The organism is Mycolicibacterium wolinskyi, from assembly GCF_002101965.1.
GTDB classification, from domain to species: domain Bacteria; phylum Actinomycetota; class Actinomycetes; order Mycobacteriales; family Mycobacteriaceae; genus Mycobacterium; species Mycobacterium wolinskyi.
Window position 1 is genome coordinate 457,915 of sequence record NZ_LQQA01000010.1, and the last position, 20,256, is coordinate 478,170.

Annotated in this window: 23 protein-coding genes; 18 read left to right on the forward strand and 5 right to left on the reverse strand. The window is 65.2% G+C overall.

Annotated features, from left to right (window positions below; all coding sequences use genetic code 11):
- Nucleotides 1-30: 30 nt before the first annotated feature.
- Together AWC31_RS10990 and AWC31_RS10995 are read right to left on the reverse strand one after the other, a co-directional pair.
- Nucleotides 31-1,374 (reverse strand): aromatic ring-hydroxylating oxygenase subunit alpha, encoded by a 1,344-nt coding sequence (locus AWC31_RS10990; RefSeq protein ID WP_085144266.1) that lies wholly within the window; start codon nucleotides 1,372-1,374, stop codon nucleotides 31-33.
- A 13-nt stretch (nucleotides 1,375-1,387) separates the two neighbouring features.
- Nucleotides 1,388-2,233 carry an SDR family NAD(P)-dependent oxidoreductase gene (locus AWC31_RS10995; RefSeq protein ID WP_085144267.1) on the reverse strand — a complete coding sequence of 282 codons (846 nt, stop codon included), beginning with the start codon at nucleotides 2,231-2,233 and terminating at the stop codon, nucleotides 1,388-1,390.
- 144 nt (nucleotides 2,234-2,377) lie between these two features.
- On the opposite strand from AWC31_RS10995, the gene AWC31_RS11000 reads away from it, so the two are divergent.
- Genes AWC31_RS11000 through AWC31_RS11020 form a run of 5 tightly spaced genes read left to right on the forward strand, consistent with a single transcriptional unit; the run spans nucleotide 2,378 to nucleotide 8,450 of the window.
- Nucleotides 2,378-3,961: an SMP-30/gluconolactonase/LRE family protein gene (locus AWC31_RS11000; RefSeq protein ID WP_110775019.1), complete on the forward strand. Its 1,584-nt coding sequence runs from the start codon at nucleotides 2,378-2,380 to the stop codon at nucleotides 3,959-3,961.
- 7 nt (nucleotides 3,962-3,968) lie between these two features.
- Nucleotides 3,969-4,706 carry a GntR family transcriptional regulator gene (locus tag AWC31_RS11005; protein ID WP_067846012.1) on the forward strand — a complete coding sequence of 246 codons (738 nt, stop codon included), beginning with the start codon at nucleotides 3,969-3,971 and terminating at the stop codon, nucleotides 4,704-4,706.
- 3 nt (nucleotides 4,707-4,709) lie between these two features.
- On the forward strand, nucleotides 4,710-6,212 hold the full coding sequence (locus tag AWC31_RS11010; protein WP_085144269.1) for an AMP-binding protein: 1,503 nt from the start codon (nucleotides 4,710-4,712) through the stop codon (nucleotides 6,210-6,212).
- Between the two features lies 1 nt (nucleotide 6,213).
- Entirely contained in the window at nucleotides 6,214-6,987 is a 774-nt protein-coding gene (locus AWC31_RS11015; RefSeq protein ID WP_085144270.1) for an SDR family NAD(P)-dependent oxidoreductase, read from the forward strand.
- Complete coding sequence (locus tag AWC31_RS11020) at nucleotides 6,984-8,450, forward strand: acyl-CoA synthetase (RefSeq protein ID WP_085144334.1); 1,467 nt, start codon at nucleotides 6,984-6,986, stop codon at nucleotides 8,448-8,450. The genes AWC31_RS11015 and AWC31_RS11020 overlap by 4 nt, the downstream gene beginning before the upstream one ends.
- Nucleotides 8,451-8,453: 3 nt before the next feature.
- Here the strand turns inward: AWC31_RS11020 and AWC31_RS11025 are convergent, their stop codons facing one another.
- Entirely contained in the window at nucleotides 8,454-9,527 is a 1,074-nt protein-coding gene (locus AWC31_RS11025; protein ID WP_085144271.1) for an NAD(P)H-dependent amine dehydrogenase family protein, read from the reverse strand.
- Between the two features lie 134 nt (nucleotides 9,528-9,661).
- Between AWC31_RS11025 and AWC31_RS11030 the strand changes: the two genes are divergently transcribed.
- From AWC31_RS11030 to frdD, 13 genes are all read left to right on the forward strand, one after another.
- Nucleotides 9,662-10,393, forward strand: coding sequence for a hypothetical protein (locus AWC31_RS11030; RefSeq protein WP_085144272.1), 732 nt, complete (start codon nucleotides 9,662-9,664; stop codon nucleotides 10,391-10,393).
- A gap of 53 nt (nucleotides 10,394-10,446) precedes the next feature.
- Nucleotides 10,447-11,046, forward strand: coding sequence for a TetR/AcrR family transcriptional regulator (locus AWC31_RS11035; RefSeq protein WP_085144273.1), 600 nt, complete (start codon nucleotides 10,447-10,449; stop codon nucleotides 11,044-11,046).
- Between the two features lie 123 nt (nucleotides 11,047-11,169).
- Nucleotides 11,170-12,699, forward strand: a complete 1,530-nt coding sequence (locus AWC31_RS11040) for a nitric oxide reductase activation protein NorD (RefSeq protein ID WP_085144274.1) — start codon at nucleotides 11,170-11,172, stop codon at nucleotides 12,697-12,699.
- On the forward strand, nucleotides 12,696-13,490 hold the full coding sequence (locus AWC31_RS11045) for a CbbQ/NirQ/NorQ/GpvN family protein (protein ID WP_085144275.1): 795 nt from the start codon (nucleotides 12,696-12,698) through the stop codon (nucleotides 13,488-13,490). Before AWC31_RS11040 ends, AWC31_RS11045 begins: the two co-directional genes overlap by 4 nt.
- Nucleotides 13,491-13,505: 15 nt before the next feature.
- Entirely contained in the window at nucleotides 13,506-13,637 is a 132-nt protein-coding gene (locus AWC31_RS38145; protein ID WP_264050544.1) for a hypothetical protein, read from the forward strand.
- Nucleotides 13,634-14,332 carry a hypothetical protein gene (locus AWC31_RS11050; RefSeq protein ID WP_085144276.1) on the forward strand — a complete coding sequence of 233 codons (699 nt, stop codon included), beginning with the start codon at nucleotides 13,634-13,636 and terminating at the stop codon, nucleotides 14,330-14,332. The genes AWC31_RS38145 and AWC31_RS11050 overlap by 4 nt, the downstream gene beginning before the upstream one ends.
- Nucleotides 14,333-14,341: 9 nt before the next feature.
- Nucleotides 14,342-14,761, forward strand: coding sequence for a hypothetical protein (locus AWC31_RS11055; RefSeq protein WP_085144277.1), 420 nt, complete (start codon nucleotides 14,342-14,344; stop codon nucleotides 14,759-14,761).
- 37 nt (nucleotides 14,762-14,798) lie between these two features.
- Nucleotides 14,799-15,980: a cytochrome P450 gene (locus tag AWC31_RS11060; RefSeq protein ID WP_085144278.1), complete on the forward strand. Its 1,182-nt coding sequence runs from the start codon at nucleotides 14,799-14,801 to the stop codon at nucleotides 15,978-15,980.
- 114 nt (nucleotides 15,981-16,094) lie between these two features.
- Nucleotides 16,095-16,349 (forward strand): hypothetical protein, encoded by a 255-nt coding sequence (locus tag AWC31_RS11065; protein ID WP_234790771.1) that lies wholly within the window; start codon nucleotides 16,095-16,097, stop codon nucleotides 16,347-16,349.
- Nucleotides 16,350-16,371: 22 nt separating this feature from the next.
- On the forward strand, nucleotides 16,372-18,111 hold the full coding sequence (frdA, locus tag AWC31_RS11070) for a fumarate reductase (quinol) flavoprotein subunit (protein ID WP_085144279.1): 1,740 nt from the start codon (nucleotides 16,372-16,374) through the stop codon (nucleotides 18,109-18,111).
- Between the two features lie 3 nt (nucleotides 18,112-18,114).
- A complete protein-coding gene (locus tag AWC31_RS11075) occupies nucleotides 18,115-18,873 on the forward strand; it encodes a succinate dehydrogenase/fumarate reductase iron-sulfur subunit (protein ID WP_085144280.1) in 759 nt (252 codons plus the stop codon).
- 8 nt (nucleotides 18,874-18,881) lie between these two features.
- Nucleotides 18,882-19,256 (forward strand): succinate dehydrogenase/fumarate reductase transmembrane subunit, encoded by a 375-nt coding sequence (locus AWC31_RS11080; protein WP_085144335.1) that lies wholly within the window; start codon nucleotides 18,882-18,884, stop codon nucleotides 19,254-19,256.
- A complete protein-coding gene (frdD, locus tag AWC31_RS11085) occupies nucleotides 19,253-19,609 on the forward strand; it encodes a fumarate reductase subunit FrdD (protein WP_085144281.1) in 357 nt (118 codons plus the stop codon). The genes AWC31_RS11080 and frdD overlap by 4 nt, the downstream gene beginning before the upstream one ends.
- Nucleotides 19,610-19,616: 7 nt before the next feature.
- Here frdD and AWC31_RS11090 read toward each other — a convergent pair whose 3' ends face one another.
- Nucleotides 19,617-20,057: a type II toxin-antitoxin system Rv0910 family toxin gene (locus AWC31_RS11090; RefSeq protein ID WP_067846059.1), complete on the reverse strand. Its 441-nt coding sequence runs from the start codon at nucleotides 20,055-20,057 to the stop codon at nucleotides 19,617-19,619.
- 3 nt (nucleotides 20,058-20,060) lie between these two features.
- Complete coding sequence (locus tag AWC31_RS11095; protein WP_085144282.1) at nucleotides 20,061-20,249, reverse strand: antitoxin; 189 nt, start codon at nucleotides 20,247-20,249, stop codon at nucleotides 20,061-20,063.
- Nucleotides 20,250-20,256: the final 7 nt, after the last annotated feature.

The window sequence follows — 20,256 nt, forward strand, 5'->3', positions numbered from 1 at the left end:
CGGCGGTGGGCGCCGGTGGGTGTGCACAAATCACTGGATTTCGCGGGGCTCTCCGACACCCATGTACTTGGACAGTTGGTAGTGCAGGTTGACCGTGCTGCGTTCTCGGTACGGGTTCGGCTTCGTGCCGGGGAAACCCATGGACTTCATGCCCTGCTGGACGGCGGCCATATTGGAAAAGTCCTGCGGCAGCACCGAGAGCCAGTTGGGGCTGTCGGCCGGGGTATACTGCCATTCGGTCTGCGGCTCTTGGCCTTTCGGATACAGCTCGAACACGCTGACCTCGAAGATGCACTTGTCCGGGTTGTAGCTCGGGTCGGGCCTGGCGCTGTAGCACAGCGCGCTCGTGAGCCCCTGGCCGATCTGGAAGTTCGGGAAGATCTGCCACGCCGTACCGCTCTGCCCGAGGATGTCGGCGGGGATGGTCGGCCAGATCACGCCGCGGGCCTCGTCGTCGCGGCGGGCCGAGGTCAGCCAATGCTCGAGCACCTTGTCGGCGGGCGTGCCCTCGGGAAGTTCGTCGACAAGCCGCTTGGCGGCATTGACCAGCGTCTGCGTGGTCGTCGCGTTGGTCTCCTCCATGGTGTAAACCTGCATCTCGGCGGTCGAGATGCGCGGATCACCGGTGCCAAGCCGGATCTTGGACTTGGTCTCGTCCATGCCCTTCGGGGCGTCATAGCCGATGTTGCTGTGCCGGCCCTGGGCTTTCGCCCAGCCCTTGAACTCGCCGAATCGGTTGAACTCGGGATGCGTGGTGAAGACGTGGTAGGTCTCGTTGAAGGCCTCCATCGCGACTTTCCAGTTGCAGTCGAAGTACAGCCATTTGCGCCACTTGTAGCGCATGTTCTCCAAGCCGAACGGGTCGAGGATCTTCGCGGCCGGAAACAGGTAATCCGCAAGGGGTTCCGGGTCGGTGTCCATGTTGATGAACAGCCAGCCGCCCCAGGTGTCGACGGTCACGGGTGGCAGGTGGGTGTTCTGCGGTGTCAGCGCACCTTTCCAGTCGTCCTGTTCCCGGATGTGGGTGCATGCGCCGTTGAGATCGTAGGTCCAGCCGTGGAATCCGCACACGAACGACTTGCGGGTGCGGGCGCAGGCGTTCTTGGCCCCCTTGGGGGTATCGATGAGACGCCGGCCGCGGTGCATGCACACGTTGTGGTGGGCCGCGAACTCGTTCGGCCCGGTGCGTACCACGATGATCGAATCGTCGAGGATGTCGTAAGTCAGGTAGCTGCCGATTTCGGGGATGTCCTCGACCCGCCCCACCTGCTGCCACACCTTGCGCCACAACCGGTCTCGTTCGGCACGCGCGTACTCCGGTGAGATATAGGCGTCGACGTCGATCGCCATCGGGTCGGCGAGCTCTTCGGTCATGAATTCTCCTCCTTCAGGGCCGGGTGATGGCCGCGCGGAAGTTCTCGTCTTTGAGGAACAGCGAGGTGTTGTCCCCGCCGAGGTGGGTCCAGCGCAAGTTCAGACCGCCGTCGACAAGCAGGGTCTGACCGGTGATGTAGCTCGACAGATCGGACAGCAGGAAGAGGATCGCCCCGGCCTGCTCTTCGGGTGTGCCGCGGCGGCCCATCGCAATGGCGCGCCGGTCCCGCTCGGGGTCGGCATCGACATAGGTTGCCGAGGCCGCGGTTTCGGTCACGCCCGGCGCCACCGCGTTGACACGGATACCGGCCGCGGCGAGTTCGGCCGCCATGGTGCGGGTGGCCGCGACGATCGCGGCCTTCGCCGTGCCGTAGGCGACATGGAAAGGCGCGGTGTTCATCCCACTGATCGACGACACCGAGACGATCGAACCCGGATTGCCGCCGGCCCGAATCTCGGCAGCCACGGCCTGGCTCATGAAGAACATGGTCTCGAGGTTCGCGGTGAACAAGTCGCGCCAGTCGGCGCGTGACACCCGGGTCGACGGCATCCACGTCGACGGCGCGGCACCGCCGGCGACGTTGACCAGACCGTAGAGATTGCCGTCGGTGCGACGTACGAGGTCGAGCACGGTCGCGATGCCCTCGTCGGTCGATGCGTCGGCGGCCACCGAGATCACCGCAAGGCCCTTGTCGGCCAACGGGCCGACGTGAGTGTCGAGGTTGTCCTGCGACCGGCTGACCGCGACGACCGTGGCACCCGCCTCGGCGGCCATGCGGGTCACCGTCGTGCCGATGCCGCCGCCGCCGGCGCCCGACACCACCACGATGCGGCCGTCGAGGTTCAGTGGATTGTCCATGCCGGTCCTATTTGTCCGGACAACATACGGTGCTCTGCATATTGAAGAACACTATTCCGCAGGGATTATTCGGCCGTCAAGGCCAGATATTCACGATTCGGCGCCTATTGTCTGGACTAGATGCGCTTGCTAACGTCCGAGGTCATGAGTGCGCTGTCGGTATCGGACGCGAGATACACCGCAAACCCTTCCGTCGCCGAGGGGTGGCGGCTACAGCAGGTCACCGCCCCGAGCCGACTCTTCGGCGCAAACGGTCTTCGAACCGGCCCAGACGGCCGTATCTATGTCGCCCAGGTGACCGGAAGCCAGATCAGTGCGCTCGACATCGACACCGGGGGCATCGAGACCATCAGCGCCAAGGGCGGCGACATCATCGCGCCCGACGACGTCGCCTTCGACCCGAACGGCAACCTGTACGCGACCGAGGTGATGGACGGCCGAGTGAGCGTGCGCGACACCTCCGGCACGTCGCGGGTGCTGCGCGACGACGTCCCGTCGGCCAACGGCATCACGTTCCATCAGGGCCGGCTATTCATCGGGGAATGCCGCGAGGGCGGCCGGCTCATGGAGTTCGATCTCAATGGCGGGACTCCGCGGATCCTGCTCGACGACGTGCCATCGCCCAACGCCATGGAGGTCGGCCCCGACGGGCTCCTCTACTTCCCGGTAATGGGCGCGAACCAGATCTGGCGTATCCATCCCGACGGGGGCTCCGTGGAGGTCGTCGCGGGTGATCTCGGTGTGCCGGACGCAGTGAAGTTCGACGCCGACGGATTCATCGTCTCCACCCAGGTGGCCAGTGGCCAGGTGCTGCGCATCGATCCGCGCAACGGCGAGCAGACGCTGCTGGCCCAGCTCACCCCGGGCCTGGACAACCTCACGTTCGTCGGCGATCGGTTGTTCGTCTCGAACTTCACCGGGCAGATCACCGAGGTCCTCGACGGTCAGACCCGCACCCTGCTCGACGGCGGGCTGAACTGGCCGCTCGATCTCACGGTCGGGCCCGACGGCAGCCTGTACGTCGCCGACGGCACGTACTTCTATCGCGTCGACGGCGCGTTGCAGACGGTCGGGATGCTGTTCTCGCCGGGGTACCCCGGCTTCCTCCGCGGAGTGACAGCCTCGGGCACAGGCGAATTCGTCGTCACGACGGCCGGTGACCAAGTCGTGCGGTACCGTCCGGAAGCTTCCGAAAGTGAAGTTCTCGCCGACGGGGTGGATCAGCCTTATGGCGTGACCCTAGCGCCGGATGGCACGCCCGTTGTCGTGGAGCAGGGCGCCGGACGCTTACTCGCCGTGCGGCCCGGCGGCATCGAGGTGCTGGCAACCGGTCTGGACACGCCGGTCGGTGTGGCGATCGGACCCGACGGTGCGCCGTTGGTGTCGGTGTCCGGCGGCGTGGTCCGGGTGACGAGTGCGGGCGTCACACCCCTGGTCGACGGATTACACACGCCGCAGGGCCTTCTCGTGCGCGATGGCGCGCTCTACATCGTCGACGCCGGCACCAGGGAACTGATCGGCTACGACCTCGACACCGCTGCACGCACCACGATCGCCACCGGGCTGCCGGTCGGCCCGCCGCCCGGTGTGGTTCCCAAGCCGCTGCGCGGGATGCCGCCGTTCTCCGGTCCGCAGGGGCCGTTCGCCGGGATCACCGCGGGACCCGATGGCACGCTTTATGTTTCGGCCGACGGCGACGGCAGTGTGCTGGCGCTGCGGCGCGGCTAGGAGCATTATGACTGTCACCCCTGCCGAGCACCGCTACCTGCAAGTCGCACGCACGCTGCGCAAGGAGATCGTGGACGGCGTGTATCCGGTCGGTTCGCAACTGCCCACCGAGCACGAGCTCTGCGAACGTTTCGAGGTCAGCCGCTACACCATCCGCGAGGCACTGCGTCGCCTCCGTGACGACAACCTCGTGTCCTCGCGCCCAAGGGCCGGAACTCTGGTGGTGCCCCGAGCCGCGACGAATTCCTATGCGCAGGACGTGATGTCGATCAACGACCTGCTGGCCTTCGCGACCGGTGCACAGTTCACGATCGAATCCAACGCCATGGTCACGATCGACGACGAGCTGGCCGAGCGCACGGGCCTCCCGGTGGGGCAGCAATGGCTCGCGGTGCGCGGCTATCGCCAGGCCGACGGCGACGCACCCCCCGTCTGCCGCACCGAGTACTACATCAACCGCTCGTTCGCCGCCGTCGGGCGGTTGCTGCAACGCCACACCGGCCCCATCTTCCCGCTGATCGAGGACTTGTTCGGGGTCAGCATCGTCGAGGTCCACCAGGAAATCACCGCGGTGCTCGTGGATGCCGAGCTCGCCGAGCTGCTCAAGGTCGAACCCGGAAGCGCCGCACTGCAGATGCAGCGCACCTATACGACTTCGGACGGCGAGGTCGCCCAGGTCACCATCAACACCCACCCCTCGGACCGGTTCCGGCACGCCATGACGATGCGCCGGGTCAAAGGCTGAGCCATGGTGCACACCACACTGGCCGATGCGCTCGCCGATGCGGCGCGCAACACCCCGGACCGGGTGCTACTCATCGACGGCGACGTTGAGCTGAGCTGCCGCGAACTGTCCGACCGGGCAACGGCGTTGGCAGGGCATATGACTCGGCGGATGCCCGCCGGCAGCGTCGTCTCCTTCATGCTGCCGAACTGGCATGAGGCCGCGATCATCTATCTGGCGGCGACGCTGGCCGGGATGGTGGCCAATCCGATCTTGCCGTCGCTGCGCGACCACGAACTACGCTTCATCCTCGAGGACGCCGACAGCCGGATGATCTTCATCCCCGAGCGGTTCGGCCAGCACGACTACGCGGGCATGCTCACGCGGGTATGCACCGACATGGCATCGCCGCCCGATGTGGTGGTGGTCCGGGGACACTCGCACATCGCGGTCGATGGACTGGGCGGTTCACCGGATGCCGATCTGCCCGCGCTCGACCCCGATGCCGTCCGGATGATCCTCTACACCTCCGGCACCACCGGACGTCCCAAAGGCGTTCTGCACAGCCACAAGTCGATCAACGCGCTGATCTACCAGCTGCGCGATCATTGGTTGATCGAGCCGGGTGACACCTTCCTGGTGCCCTCCCCCATCGCGCACATCGGCGGGTCGATCTACGCCTTCGAATGTCCGTTGCTGCTGGGCACGACGGCGGTGTTGATGCAACGATGGAACGCCGATGACGGCGTTGCGCTCATGACCGAACACCGCTGCACGCACATGGCCGGGGCAACTCCGTTTCTCGAGCAACTGCTGAATGCGGCCGAACGGGCCGGCACCCGGATGCCCGACTTGAAGGTGTTCATCTGCGGTGGCGCGTCGGTTCCCCCGTCACTGATCCGGCGGGCGTCCGGGTACTTCGAACGTGCGCTGGTCAGCCGGGTGTACGGGTCCACCGAAGTCCCCGTCACCACCGTCGGCTCACTGCGGCCCGGCGATGTCGACCACGCCGCCGAAACCGACGGGCGGCCCGGCGTCGCCGAGATCCGCCTGGTATCGGGCGAAATCCGGGCCCGAGGACCACAGATGCTGCTGGGCTACCTCCACCCGGAAGACAACGCCGACTCCTTTGACGCACAAGGCTTTTTCCGCACCGGTGATCTCGGCCGCTGGGTCGACGGCGACTACCTCACGGTGACCGGCCGAGCGAAGGATCTCATCATCCGCAACGGCGAGAACATCTCCCCCAAGGAGGTCGAGGACATCTTGGTCGGTGAGCTCGGGATCGCCGAGATCGCCGTCGTCGGCGTGCCAGATGACCGCACAGGCGAACGAGCGTGCGCGGTCATCGTGCCGGCCGACGATCGCCATCCCGACGTCGCCGCGCTGGGCAAGGTGCTGGAGAAGGCCGGCCTGGCCAAGTTCAAAACGCCGGAGCAGGTGGAGATCTGGGAGGCATTACCGAAGAACGACGCCGGCAAGGTCTTGAAACACCAGATCCGGGCGACGCTTACGAAGGTGGACTGACATGCAGGTTGCGATCGTCACGGGGGCCAGCAGCGGTATCGGGTTCGGTTGTGCGACAAAGCTCGCCGAAGCCGGCATGGCAGTGCTGGGCGCCGGGCGAGACGAGGAACGCCTCGCTGAGCTGGAACGCGCGATCGGTGATCCTGAGCGCGTGCAGACCGTCGCGGCCGACTTGACCGCCGACGACGGGCCGAGCCGGGTGGTCGAGGCCGCCGTGCAGCGCTGGGGTCATGTCGACTTCCTGATCAACAACGCCGGTATCGGCAGCCCCAAACCGCTGCACGAGACCGACGATGAAACCTTGGACCACTTTCTCGGGATCATGCTGCGCGCACCTTTCCGGTTGGCGCGGGATGTCTTGCCGCACATGGGTTCCGGCTCGGCCATCATCAATGTCACCTCGACTTTCGCGGTCGTTGGTGGGCTGCGCGGCGGCGCGTACTCGGCGGCCAAGGGTGGGCTCACTGCGCTCACCACGCACATCGCCTGCCAGTACGGCGCGCAGGGAATCCGCTGCAACGCGGTGGCCCCGGGTGTCACGGTGACTCCGATGGTCGAGCATCGGCTGCAGAACGAAGGATTCCGCAAGATGCAGACCGAGATGACGCCGCACACCAGGCTCGGCCGGGTCGAGGACGTCGCGTCCACGGTGGCCTTCCTGTGCTCGGACGGCGGCAGTTTCATCAACGGGCAGACGATCGTCGTCGACGGCGGTTGGAGCTCCACGAAGTATCTGTCCGACCATGCACTCACCTCGGAGTGGGTGCCGCGATGAATCTCTTTGCGGTGCTGGATCAGGCCGCCTCGCGGTTCGGCGACCGCGGGGCCCTGTTCCTGGGTGAGAAGCAGGTCTGTACGTGGTCGCAACTGCGAGACCGCGTGCTGCGGCTGGCGACGTCTCTTCAGGCACTGGGTGATCGGGGCACACGGATCGCGGTCGCCAGCGAGAACCGCCCCGAGATCGTGGAGCTCATGTTCGCGATCTGGGCCGCCGAATGCGTGTATGTCCCGATCAACTACAAGCTTCACCCGCGCGAGATGGCCGACATCGTCGCCGATTCCGGCGCGTCTCAGGTGTTCGCGTCGACGAAGATCGCCGCCGGGCTGTCGCTGGATGCACCCGTGGAAGTCATCGGCTCCGAGGCCTATGCGCGTCGCTTCGACGCCGAGCCGGCCGTGGTTCCGGTGACCGACCCGGCCACCCTCGCGTGGCTGTTCTACACCAGCGGCACCACCGGAAAGTCCAAGGGCGCCATGCTGTCCCATCGTAACCTCATGGCGATGACGGTGTCCCACCTCGCGGACTTCGACTCCCCCGACGAGAACTGCAGCCTGATTCACGGCGCGCCGATGTCGCACGGCTCCGGCCTGTACGTCCCGCCCTATGTCCTGCGTGGGGCGCGGCAAGTCGTGCCGGAATCCGCGGCATTCGAACCTGACGAGTTTCTCGACCTCTGTGACCACCACCCGGGATGCAGTGCGTTTCTCGCACCGACCATGGTGCAGCGGCTGTTGGCAACCGGACGCACCCGGCCGCGCAATCTACAGACGATCGTCTATGGCGGCGGACCGATGTACGTCGACAGCCTCAAGAAGGCGATGGCAGCGTACGGCTCGGTCTTCGTGCAGCTCTACGGTCAGGGTGAGGCGCCGATGACCATCACGGGGCTGCGGCGCGCCGATCATGTGGACGCGTCTGACGCGATTCTCGGCTCGGTCGGGTACGTGCGGTCCGGCGTCGATGTCGCTGTGCTCCGCGAGGACGGTAGCCCGGCCGACATCGGCGAGATCGGCGAAATCGTCTGCCGCGGTGACGTCGTCATGTCCGGGTATTGGAACAATCCGGGCGCCACGGCGGCGACTCTCAAAGACGGCTGGCTGCACACCGGCGACATGGGCTCATTCGATGCCCGCGGTTACCTCACGCTGCGCGACCGCTCCAAGGATGTCGTGATCAGCGGCGGTAGCAACATCTATCCGCGTGAGGTCGAGGAAGTCCTGCTCGAGCATCCGGCTGTGGTCGAGGCCGGTGTCGTCGGGGCGCCGGATGACGAGTGGGGCGAGATTGTGGTGGCGTTCGTCGTCGGTTCGGTTTCGGCTGCTGAGCTCGATGCTCATCTGCTGGAACGCATTGCACGGTTTAAACGGCCCAAACGCTACGAGTTCATCGACGCGCTGCCGAAGAACAGCTACGGCAAGGTACTCAAACGAGAGTTGCGAGAGCGGTTGGGGCACTAGGCGTCACCACATCAACCCACGGATCATCTCCGTCGGCGGAATGTCCTCGACCGCAACCAATCCCGCGGGTGCGCGGCAGACCCAGTCGATCGCATTGACCGCGCGGGCCGCCGTCGAGAGGCAGCCGGCATCGGTCACGTCGAGGACCGGATGGGACAGGTGGGTGCTGACCTCGATGCGTGGCTCGCCCTCGACGATCACCTTGTGCACACCGGACAGGCCGTCGGGCGGATAGTCCCACTCCGGCGCGGCTGCGGGCGTGAGGCGAGTGGTGTGTTCGACGGTGATGACCGGCACGCCGCCACGCATACCTTCCACACCGAACCGCACTCCGGCCAGCTGTCCGGGCTCGACGGTCGTCATCGTGCATTCGATGCGGTTCTCGGCGTACCACGGCTCATACCGCTGACGGACCTCGTCGAGAGTCACCCCGAGATGGCCGGCGAGATTGCGCACCAAGCCACCGAACATGGACGTGATGACTCCCGGCTGGAATGCCATCGGTGTGTCATCGTCCGGCGTGGTACCGAAACCCATTGCCGTGCCGGTGTATTCGTAGTCATCGTAGTTGCCGTAGTCGAAGATCTCTTTGACGGTCACCGACTCGGCACGCGTCACCAGGCTCAGCGCGGCGTGCACCGCGGTATCCCCCGAATAGCCCGGGTCGATCCCATTGACATACAGCGAGGAGTTGCCCGCCTGGCACGCCTGCTCGAGCGGGACCCGCAGCCAGTCGTCGGCTTGGCGCGGGGTCACCAGCCACACCATCGATGTTCCGACAACGTTGATCCCGGCGGCCAAGAGCTTCGACATCTGCTCGATCGCCTCCATCGGCCGGGTTTCGCCGAGCGCGGTGTAGACGACGCAGTCGGGCGTCAGCGCGATCAGAGCGTCGAGGTCGTTGGTCGCGACCACCCCCGTCGGCTCCGAAAGCCCGCACAGATCGGCGGCATCGCGCCCGATCTTGTCGGGATTGGCCGCGTGCACACCGACGAGCTTCAGATCCGGGCGGCCGATGATCGCTCGCAGCGAGTGTCGACCGACATTGCCCGTGGAGAACTGCACCACTCTGCGCATAGATAACCCTCACTGGTTGGCGAGCAGACACAGACTCGCACAGAAGTGGTCCGAAAGATGCGACTTTACGTCTGCTCGCGGAGGTTGAAACTAGCCGATTGACTACTGACGATTATTGACTACAGTCAGCGTTCATGAAGCTGCCGACGTTCAGCCCAAGCCGTGGCGGTAGTCGGGACACGGTCGCGCGCCCGCCGGCGAGCGGGCTCGACGAGCACATGGCGGCCTCGCAGCGCGCACAGCGCCAGGCCGACAAATGGCTCATCTCCGGGAGCCTGCTGATCGGTACCGCGGCTCTCGGCATCTTCGGATTGCCACTGTTCCTGCGCGGTGTGTGGCTGCTTCGCAAGGCCCAGCGTGACGGGTTGTCCGTCCGCCCGATGCTGGTCACACTGATCGGCTATCTGGTCATCATCGACGCCGCGATCAACACGGTGGGCTGGGCGCTGGACCTGGTCGCCAACCACACCATCCTGGCCCGAATCCTGTTGAACGGCTGGGGCGCAATGTTCGACGCCGGGTACTTCTGGCATTACAACGAGCTCTGGCTCGGTGGCGCATCGGCACCCGGCGAGAAGGCCATGGAAGTCGGCATGATCCTCACCGTCTTCACCATGCGGATCGCCGCCGCGATCGGATTCCTGCAGATGAAGCGCTGGGGTCACCAGTGGATGATCATCACCTGCTGGATGGGCATCGTCATCTGGTGCCTCTACGTGTTCAACATGACGATGTTCGCCGACGTGCGATTCGCCGGCGTCGTGCTGCCGGTCGTCGGGTGGTGGCTCTACGACATCTTCTACATCACCCCGTTCCTGGCGATCCCCTACCTGCATTCGGTCAACCGCGAGATCTTCTCCGACTAGTCGATGACTCACCTCATTGACTTAAGTCAGTAATAGGTCTAGAAAGAACGAACATGGCGCCACAGCTCAAGCAGACGGCACGCGATTTGCGCCGCTTGCAGACGCGGGAGCGGATACTCGGCGCGGCCATCGCCGAGTTCCAGGCGTCGGGTATGGCCGGGGCAGACGTCGGCGCGATCGTCAATGCCGCGGGCGTGGCCCACGGTACGTTCTTCTTCCACTTCCCCAGCAAGGAGCACGTCCTGCTCGAGCTGGAGCGACGCGAAGAGACGCGCATGGCAACCGAATTCGCGCGCTTTCTCGACATCGATCATGATCTCGCGACGGCGCTGACCGAACTCGTCCGCCTCGTGACCCGCCTGGAGCAGCGCTTCGGCCCGATACTTTTCAAAGAAGTGTTGGCACTCCACTTTTCGCCCTCACGCCCCACCATGGACGAGTGGACCGACCACCCCCTCATCGTGCTGCTGGTCCGCGAGATCGAGCGCGCCCGCGGTGACGGCGAAGTACATCCCGAGGTCGATGCGTTCTACAGCGCCGCGTTCTTCCTGCTGGGGATCTATGGCGTGCTGACCACCACCGCCAACAACGAGAAGCGTGACGCGATGCTGGCAGAACTCGTCGCGACGGCCCTACGCGGACTGGAGATATGACATGGACTGGGTTTGGGAAATACTGCGTTATGTGGCCGCCTGGGGCGGTACCGGCTTGATCATCTGGTTCTGGTACTGGATGTTCTCCAACATCGGCACGTTCTGAAGGCCCGGACGCACGCGATGTCGGAACTCAGCGACGCACATGCCATGGCGACCGAGCGCAGTTGCGCCGTCACCGCGGTGGCATTGAGCGGTCAGCGCCGCACCGGGGCTCGCCTGGTCAGCGGCCAGCACCGCGGCTTCGGCCTGAGCTCCCTGCTCGACGTCGTACATGTGCCGTATCCACCGCATCGCGATTGGACCCGCCGAACACTGACATGCGGTGTGGCACTGCAGTGCTCGCCGTCCAAGGAGCGGGTCGTCGACTATCGCCTCAACGAGCTGTCAACACGCGAACTCGCCGCGCTCACCCTCATCGAGGCCGGCGTCGCTCTGGGTTGGGTCGCCGAGAACTGGCCCGGACTGCTGGCCGACCTGCACGCGGCGCTGCCAGACCTCGAACCCGCCCACGCCGACATGGACGCCACGGAAATGCTGAACCGCGCAATCACACTGGCGCGCACCGCACAACAACTCCCACTGAACCCACTCCTCGGCAGCCTGCCGCGGGCGTACACACTGCCACAGGGCTTGTCCGACAAGTTGCGCCGCGCCTTCGGGCGGCTGCCGTGGACATCCACGCAGAAGCGGCTGCCCCGCGCGCATTCCGTTCCCGTCGGCGGTGACGGCGGCGTGCGCAACCCGAATCTGCCGCCGCCCAGCCGGCCCCAGGACAACGACCTCGACATCACACCCGACCACCGGCCGGGCATCCCCTACCCGGAATGGAACGCGTGGACCAAGAGCTTCATGCCCGACCACGTCGCCGTTCTCGAGCAGGCATACACCCAGCGCCACCGGCAGCCCGGCGTAATCGCGGTCGATGTCCGGAAGTGGTTCGAGGAGAACACCCATCGGGCGATGAAGAACCGGCTGGAGGACGGTTCCGACCTCGACATCGACAAGTACGTCGACCACTACATCGACCTGACGACGGGCGAGGCGGTCGAACCGCGCCTCTTCCGTGAACTGTTGCCCGCAAGCCGCGACGTCAGCACCGCACTGCTGCTCGATGGCAGCTCCTCGCTGGGGGTGCACGGGGGCAGGATCTTCAAACTCGAACTAGCGTGTGCCGACGCGCTGTCGCGCGCGATGACATCGGCCCGCGAACGCCACGGCATATTCACGTTCACCGGCAACACCCGCCATCGCGTGGAAGTGCGCTGTCTCAAGGACTTCGAAGAGCGCCGATTCGTTCCGCCCGGCAGCCTCGGCCTGTCCACCGGCGGCTACACCAGACTCGGTGCGCCGCTGCGGCACATGACGAGCCGCCTGCTCGCCCAACCATCGGAGAGACGGTTGCTCATCGTCATCGGTGACGGCCTGATCTCCGACGAGGGCTATGAGGGCCGCTACGCCTGGGCCGACGCCGCCCACGCGGTCGAGGAAGCCAACGAGGCCGGCGTCTCGATGTACTACGTCGGCGTCGGCCCAACCCGCGTCGATCCGTTGCCGGAAGTGTTCGGCCCCAAACGGTCCCAACGTATCCGCCGCGTCGAAGAACTTCCCCGCGTCCTCGCCCACGTCCACCGGGAGCTGGTCAACGCATGACAGACAACTACTACGCCAACGGCAATGAGGTTCAGCTGTTCGAGCAGGCATATCGGCAGCGCCTGCCCGTTATGCTCACCGGCCCGACGGGATGCGGCAAGACCCGCCTCGTCGAGCACATGGGACTGCTGCTGAGCCGGCCGGTCACCACCATCAGCTGCCACGACGATCTGACGAGCTCCGACCTCGTCGGCCGGTTCATGGTCACCGGCGGTGACGTCGTGTGGACGGACGGGCCGCTCACGCGCGCGGTCAAGGAAGGTGCGATCTGCTACCTCGACGAGGTCGTCGAGGCAAGGCACGATTCACTGGCCGTCCTGCATTCGCTCACCGACCACCGGCGCACGCTTTACCTGGATCGCGCCGGTGAAGTCGTCCATGCACCAGAGACTTTCATGCTGGTGTGCTCCTACAACCCCGCCTACCGCAGCTCACTGAAGGAACTCAAACCATCGTTCCGGCAGCGGTTCGTCACGCTGCCGATGCGGTATCTGCCGCCCGAGCGCGAAGCCGAGGTGATCGTCGCCGAGTCGGGGGTCGAACTGCCGACCGCGCAGCGTCTGGTCCGGTGTGCCACCGCAATCCGGACCGCTGATGAGGCATTTCATTTCGAACCGCCGTCGACGCGCGTCCTCGTCACGGCGGCGCATCTGATCGCCGCAGGCGCAACGGAACTCGAAGCCGCCGACGCCTGTGTTCTCGCACCGCTGTCGAGCGACGGCGCGATCACCGAAGGACTGCGCGAGGTGGCCGCCGCGAGCCTCGCCGACGCCGACAGCACCAGCACCTAGGAAGGAAACGCCGCCATGGTGGATCAGAAGGAACGCAACCGCAAGAAGGCGCTCATCGTTCTGCAGATCGTCATCTACGGATATCTGCTGACGATGTTCCTCATCCAGCTCTACATGTCGTTCGCGCGCGGCTGGTGGGAATTGTGACGGCGACAACAGAATCCGGCAAGGAATCCCTCAGCCTCGACGAGCATCACGAGCAGTCCCGGCTCGCGCAGCGCCGGGCCGACAAGTGGATGATCACCGGTGCCGCGCTGATGGGCATGTGGGCGCCCGGGCTCATCGGCTTCCCGATCTTCATGCGCGGGGTGTGGTTACAGCGCCAAGCGTTGCGCGCCGGGTATTCCGTGCGGCCGATGATCGTCACGCTCATCGGCTATCTCGTGCTGATCGACGGCATGCTCAACAGCCTCGGGTGGGCGCTGGACCTGGTCGCCAACCACACCCTCATCAACCGGGTGCTGATGGTCGGCTGGGGCGCGATGTTCGACGCCGGTTACTTCTGGCACTACAACGAACTATGGATCGGCGGCGCGGCCGGGCCCGGCGAGAAGTCGATGGTGTTCGGCATGATCGTCACCGTCTTCGCAATGCGGTGCGCTGCCGCAATCGGATTCCTGCAAATGAAGCGCTGGGGTCACCAATGGATGATCATCACCTGCTGGATGGGTGTGCTCATCTGGTGTCTCTACGTCTTCAACATGACGATGTTCGCCGATGTGCGCTTCGCCGGAGTCGTGTTCCCCGTCATCGGGTGGTGGCTCTACGACATCTTCTACATCACGCCCTTCCTCGCAATCCCGTACCTGCACACGGTGAATCGCGAAATCTTCACCGACTGAGGAGCAACTGTGACAACGACACCCGAAACCACTGAGAAGCCCGAGGACCTCCCACCGGGAACCACGCCGTACTACGCCAGGATGCACAAGTGGATCAAGCGCGCGGTGCTCGTGTGCCTGGTGGCCCTCGTCATCGAGGGTGCGTTCACCCTCCCGTTCATGGCGGTCTACTACGGCTACCCCACCTTGAGCCTCACCGAGATCTGCAGTGAACTGCTCAAAGTGCGCTATTCCGACGACACGCTCGAGTGCAAGGTTCCGTACCCGGCATTCGGCCCTCCGGAAGGCGCCGAAGGCAAAGACACCGCGCAGGACGAGTGGGGCATCCAGCCGGTACCCAAGTACAACCGGATCGGATTCCGTGAGCTCGTCCGGATCCACGACGAGCGCGAGGCGCGTCAAGCCGCCGAACAGCAAGGCACGCCATGACATACCGGGTCATCCGGCCCCGCGGACTGGTCCGCCGATGATTCCGGCACTACCCCACGTCCGCTACGGCGACCTACCCATGGCCCGTGACCGCGGCACGGGATGGGCGCACCTGCGCGATCTCGGGCCCGTCCTCTACGGCGACGGGTGGTACTACCTGACGCGGCGTGAGGAAGTCCTTGCCGCACTGCGCAATCCAGAAGTCTTCTCGTCGCGGATTCCGTACGACGACATGATCAGCCCGGTTCCGTTGGTGCCGCTGGGTTTCGATCCTCCCGAACACACGCGGTATCGACGACTACTCCAACCGTTCTTCAGTCCGCAGACGCTCGGCGCGCTGCTGCCGTCGCTTCAGGCCCAGGCCATCGAGATCGTCGAGTCGATCGCCGCCCGCGACGAGTGCGAGGCGATGGCTGACGTGGCCACACCATATCCGTCGCAGGTATTCCTCACTTTGTTCGGGCTTCCCCTCGAGGACCGCGAACGACTCATCGCGTGGAAGGACGCGATCATCGCGTTCAGCCTGACGACCGATCCCGACAGCGTCGACCTCGCACCGGCGGTGGAGCTCTATACCTATCTCACCGAAGCCATTGCCCAACAACGCGACAACCCACGTAGCGGCATTCTGTCTCACTTGCTGCACGGCGACGATCCACTCACCGACAACGAGGCCGTCGGACTATCGGTGGTCTTCGTACTCGCCGGCCTGGACACCGTCACCGCCACCATCGGCACCACGTTGCTGGAACTGGCCCGCCGGCCCGCGCTGCGTTCGGCGCTGGTGCAGAATCCGGACGGCGTCGCGGCGTTTGTCGAAGAGATGGTCCGGCTGGAACCGGCAGCTCCCGTGGTCGGACGGGTCACGACGCGCGACGTCACCATCGCGGGTGTCACGTTGCCTGCCGGATCCGAAGTCCGCCTGTGTCTCGGCGCGATCAACCGCGACGGTAGCGACGAACTGTCCGGCGACGACTTCGTGCTGGACGGCAGGCTGCACAAGCACTGGGGCTTCGGCGGCGGCCCACACCGCTGCCTCGGGTCCCACCTGGCGCGGATGGAACTGAAACTGGTGGTCACCGAATGGCTGGCCCGCATACCCGAATTCGAGCTTGCCCCCGGGTACGTTCCGGAGATCACGTGGCCGTCGGCGACATGCAGCCTGCCCGAGCTGCCGCTACGCATCGTCAAGACGCACCTCCCGGCACACAACGGCTGAGCTCCTCAAGATCAGCATCGGCGATCTCGTGGTCCAAACCATGGACTGTGCGCCTTGACGGGCATACGCTGATGTGATCTAGACCACATGCCTGAGACCCGAGGAGGCGGGACGATGGCCACCCACCCCACGAAACAGACCACGCATTTCTCCAGAACGAAAGCGCCATGCGGACGCATGGCCGAAGGTGATCGCCACCTCGAGAACGACGACGACGGCCTGAGCTACGACGACCTCAAGTTCTCGTGCGGCTGCCGCGAAACCCGGCACACCTACCACGACGGATGCATCAGCGTCCGGACCATCCGACACGACGGCAGGATTTTGCGCGACGAACGCTGCGGCGAGCACGAGGCCTGGGAAGTGTGAGACTCGGCAGTGAGCTCCGACCGTGACGGCCTCGCACAACATCGTGGTGATCGGCGGGGGCGGCGCCGGACTGCGTGCTGCGATCGCCATCGCCGAGACCAACCCGAAGCTGTCGGTGGCAATCGTGTCGAAGGTCTACCCGATGCGCAGTCACACGGTGTCGGCCGAGGGTGGCGCGGCTGCCGTGGCCGGCGCCGACGACAGCATCGACGAGCATGCGTACGACACCATCTCCGGCGGTGACTGGCTGTGTGACCAGGACGCGGTCGAGGCCTTCGTCAACGAGGCGCCGCTTGAACTCATGCAACTCGAACACTGGGGCTGCCCGTGGAGCCGTAAACCGGACGGGCACATCGCCGTGCGCGCGTTCGGCGGGATGAAGAAGCTCCGTACCTGGTTCGCTGCCGACAAGACCGGATTTCACCTGCTGCACACGCTGTTTCAGCGGGTGCTCGCCTACGGGGACATCGCGCGCTACGACGAGTGGTTCGCCACCACGCTGCTCGTCGAGGACGGGGTGGTTCGTGGCGTGGTGGCGATCGAACTGGCCACCGGTCGCATCGAGACCATCCTGGCCGACGCGGTGATCGTGTGCACCGGCGGATGCGGCCGGGTGTTCCCGTTCACCACCAACGCCAACATCAAGACCGGTGACGGCATGGCACTCGCGTTCCGGGCGGGTGCGCCGCTCAAGGACATGGAGTTCGTGCAGTATCACCCGACCGGGCTGCCGTTCACCGGCATCCTGATCACCGAAGCCGCACGCGCCGAGGGTGGTTGGCTGCTCAACAAGGACGGCTACCGGTACCTACAGGACTACGACCTGGGCACCCCGACTCCCGAGCCCAAGCTGCGCAGCATGGAACTCGGCCCGCGCGACCGGCTGTCACAGGCATTCGTACACGAACTCGACAAGGGCCGCACGGCGGAAACCCCTTACGGCCCGGTGGTTTACCTCGACCTCCGACATCTGGGCGCGCAGCTCATCGACGCCAAGCTACCGTTCGTGCGGGAGCTGTGCCGCGACTACCAGCACATCGACCCGGTGAGCGAGCTCGTTCCGGTGCGGCCGGTGGTGCACTACATGATGGGCGGTGTCCACACCGACATCAATGGAGCCACACCGCTTTCCGGACTCTACGCCGCGGGTGAGACGGCGTGTGTGAGCATCAACGGGGCCAACCGGCTCGGCTCCAACTCGCTGCCCGAACTGCTGGTGTTCGGTGCGAGGGCCGGGCAGGCCGCCGCCGAGTATGCCGGCGGCGGCGGCGCCGCCACGTCCGCGGTCGAGCACATGGCGCGTGACGAGGAACGCCGGCTGGAACGGGAACTGCAGCGCCACAACGACGGTGGCGAGCGGATCGCCGACATCCGCACCGAGATGCAGACCATCCTGGAGACCGCGGCGGGCATCTACCGCGACGGGCCGACATTGGCCGAGGCCGCCGACAAGATCCGCGAATTGCAGGAGCGGTTCCTCAAATCCGGCCTCGACGACCACAGCCTCACGTTCAACACCGAACTGACCGGGTTGCTGGAGCTGTCCGGGATGCTCGATGTGGCGCAGACGATCGTCGAATCCGCCTTGCACCGCGAAGAATCCCGCGGCGCGCACCAACGCACCGATTTTCCGAAACGCGACGACGATCGATACCTCGCGCACAGCCTGATACATCGGCAGTCCGACGGTTCGGCACGTGTCGAGTATCTGCCGGTGACCATCACGCGCTGGCCGCCGGGCGAACGTGTCTACGGGAGATGACCCATGAGCGCAGAACGAATTGTCATGGAAGTGACCCGATATCAGCCGGAGACCGACTCCGAGCCGACGCTGCAGGCGTACGAAGTGCCGCTGACCCGCGAATGGGCGGTGCTCGACGGGCTGAACTACATCAAGGATCGACTGGACGGGACCCTGACGTTCCGATGGTCATGCCGCATGGGCATCTGCGGAAGCTGCGGCATGACGATCAACGGTGATCCGAAACTTGCCTGCGCGACGTTCCTCGTCGACTATCTGCCCGGGCCGGTCCGCGTCGAACCCATGCGCAACTTCCCGGTGATCCGCGATCTGGTCGTCGACATCAGCGACTTCATGGCCAAACTTCCCCGCGTCAAGCCGTGGATCATCCGCGACGACGAACTCTCACCGGAGGACGGCGAATACCTGCAGACCCCAGCGGAATTGGAGGATTACAAACGGTTCAGCATGTGCATCAACTGCATGCTGTGCTACTCGGCATGCCCGGTATACGGCCTGGAACCGGACTTTCTCGGGCCGGCCGCGATCGCACTGGCCCAGCGTTACAACCTGGACTCCCGCGACGAAGGCGAACCCGACCGCCGCGACGTGCTGGCCGCCGCCGACGGCGCATGGGCCTGCACCTACGTCGGCGAATGCTCGACCGCATGCCCGAAAGGCGTCGACCCGGCCGGCGCCATCCAGCAGTACAAGCTCACTGCCGCAAAGCATTCGGTCAGGGACCTGGTGATGCCCTTCCGGTCGAGGCGGGCCGTCCGATGAGCACCTCGATGCCCGAGTACCGTGCGCCGATGCCCATGCTCTGGTGGGCCAAACGGCGGTCCTACCTGGTGTTCATGCTGCGTGAACTCAGCAGTGTGTTCGTGGCGTGGTCCGTCGTCTATCTCGCGGTCGGGGTGTGGGCGGTGGGCAGCGGCGACTACCAGCAGTTCCTCGACTTCAGCGCCAATCCGGTCATTGTGGTGCTGAACCTCGTGACGCTGGCGTTCCTGCTGCTGCACACCATCACCTGGCTCGGGTTGGCGCCCCACGCGATCGTGATTCACCTGCGGGGCCGGCGTGTGCCGGAGCGGACCGTGTTGGCCGGGCACTACGTGGCGTGGCTCGTGGTGTCGGCGATCATCGCGTGGGTGGTGCTGGCATGAGCGCACCCACCCGACGATCCCCCGAGCCGTTCTTCTGGCTGCTGTTCTCGGCGGGCGGCATGGTGTCCGCACTGGTCCTGCCGGTGCTGATGCTGTTGTTCGGCGTGGTGTTCCCGCTCGGCCTGCTCGACGCCGACCCGGCACACCTGCTGGCCGTTGTGCGCCACCCGATCACCCGGATCGTGCTGGCCGGCCTCTTCGTGCTCGCCCTGTTCCACTGGGCACATCGATTCCGGTTCACGCTCGAGCACGGGCTGCAGGTCGGCCGGTTCGACCCGGTGATCGCGGTGTGCTGTTACGGCGCAGCGGCTTTGGGTTCGGTCGCAGCGATGTGGGTGCTACTCACCGTTTGACCGCGGCCTACACCGACGGCGCGTAAAGCTCCTTGAACTTGTTCAGCGATTCCTGAATGTCGCTCTTGAGCGCAGCTGCAACAACCATGCCGATCGGCCCGAACAGGGCCGGCCCGCCGAGGTGCAGATCGAACCCGACCGTCGAGCCCTCACCCGCAGGTTTGATCTTGCCGATCAGTTTGACCTTGACCCCGCCGCGACCGTCGCCGTTGAGGGTCAGCGCCTCCGGTGGCTTGTAGTGGACCAGGGTCCACCTGACCCGGTTGAGCATGCCCTTGACCTCGACGATCGATTCGATGACGGTGCCCTTTTCCAGGGTTTCCGGCAACTTCGACCGCCAGGCGCGGTGAATGCTCAGCCATTCGTGGTAACGGGACAGGTCAGAGGCGTACTCCCACGCCTTCTCCGGCGGCAGTGGAACCTCGACGGAGACTGAAAGTTTGGCCATGTGTTATTGCTGCGGTGCCTGCGGATCGTCTTTACGGATGGCGTTCTTGGCGGCGTCCTGCGCTTTGTCGACATGCTGGGCGTACTTGCCCTGCGTCTTCTGGTCGACGATGTCACCAGCCTTGTCGATCGCCGAATCGACCTTGTCGGCGTTCTTCGACAACGTGTCCTTCACCTTGTCCAGAAATCCCATTTGCCCA

Excerpts from the sequence above, each read along its gene's own strand:
- AWC31_RS10990 (WP_085144266.1), bottom strand. The coding sequence starts at position 1,374 with ATGACCGAAGAGCTCGCCGACCCGATGGCGATCGACGTCGACGCCTAT.
- AWC31_RS10995 (WP_085144267.1), bottom strand. The coding sequence starts at position 2,233 with ATGGACAATCCACTGAACCTCGACGGCCGCATCGTGGTGGTGTCGGGC.
- AWC31_RS11000 (WP_110775019.1), top strand. The coding sequence starts at position 2,378 with ATGAGTGCGCTGTCGGTATCGGACGCGAGATACACCGCAAACCCTTCC.
- AWC31_RS11005 (WP_067846012.1), top strand. The coding sequence starts at position 3,969 with ATGACTGTCACCCCTGCCGAGCACCGCTACCTGCAAGTCGCACGCACG.
- AWC31_RS11010 (WP_085144269.1), top strand. The coding sequence starts at position 4,710 with ATGGTGCACACCACACTGGCCGATGCGCTCGCCGATGCGGCGCGCAAC.
- AWC31_RS11015 (WP_085144270.1), top strand. The coding sequence starts at position 6,214 with ATGCAGGTTGCGATCGTCACGGGGGCCAGCAGCGGTATCGGGTTCGGT.
- AWC31_RS11020 (WP_085144334.1), top strand. The coding sequence starts at position 6,984 with ATGAATCTCTTTGCGGTGCTGGATCAGGCCGCCTCGCGGTTCGGCGAC.
- AWC31_RS11025 (WP_085144271.1), bottom strand. The coding sequence starts at position 9,527 with ATGCGCAGAGTGGTGCAGTTCTCCACGGGCAATGTCGGTCGACACTCG.
- AWC31_RS11030 (WP_085144272.1), top strand. The coding sequence starts at position 9,662 with ATGAAGCTGCCGACGTTCAGCCCAAGCCGTGGCGGTAGTCGGGACACG.
- AWC31_RS11035 (WP_085144273.1), top strand. The coding sequence starts at position 10,447 with ATGGCGCCACAGCTCAAGCAGACGGCACGCGATTTGCGCCGCTTGCAG.
- AWC31_RS11040 (WP_085144274.1), top strand. The coding sequence starts at position 11,170 with ATGTCGGAACTCAGCGACGCACATGCCATGGCGACCGAGCGCAGTTGC.
- AWC31_RS11045 (WP_085144275.1), top strand. The coding sequence starts at position 12,696 with ATGACAGACAACTACTACGCCAACGGCAATGAGGTTCAGCTGTTCGAG.
- AWC31_RS38145 (WP_264050544.1), top strand. The coding sequence starts at position 13,506 with ATGGTGGATCAGAAGGAACGCAACCGCAAGAAGGCGCTCATCGTTCTG.
- AWC31_RS11060 (WP_085144278.1), top strand. The coding sequence starts at position 14,799 with ATGATTCCGGCACTACCCCACGTCCGCTACGGCGACCTACCCATGGCC.
- AWC31_RS11065 (WP_234790771.1), top strand. The coding sequence starts at position 16,095 with ATGGCCACCCACCCCACGAAACAGACCACGCATTTCTCCAGAACGAAA.
- AWC31_RS11075 (WP_085144280.1), top strand. The coding sequence starts at position 18,115 with ATGAGCGCAGAACGAATTGTCATGGAAGTGACCCGATATCAGCCGGAG.
- AWC31_RS11080 (WP_085144335.1), top strand. The coding sequence starts at position 18,882 with ATGCCCGAGTACCGTGCGCCGATGCCCATGCTCTGGTGGGCCAAACGG.
- frdD (WP_085144281.1), top strand. The coding sequence starts at position 19,253 with ATGAGCGCACCCACCCGACGATCCCCCGAGCCGTTCTTCTGGCTGCTG.
- AWC31_RS11090 (WP_067846059.1), bottom strand. The coding sequence starts at position 20,057 with ATGGCCAAACTTTCAGTCTCCGTCGAGGTTCCACTGCCGCCGGAGAAG.
- AWC31_RS11095 (WP_085144282.1), bottom strand. The coding sequence starts at position 20,249 with ATGGGATTTCTGGACAAGGTGAAGGACACGTTGTCGAAGAACGCCGAC.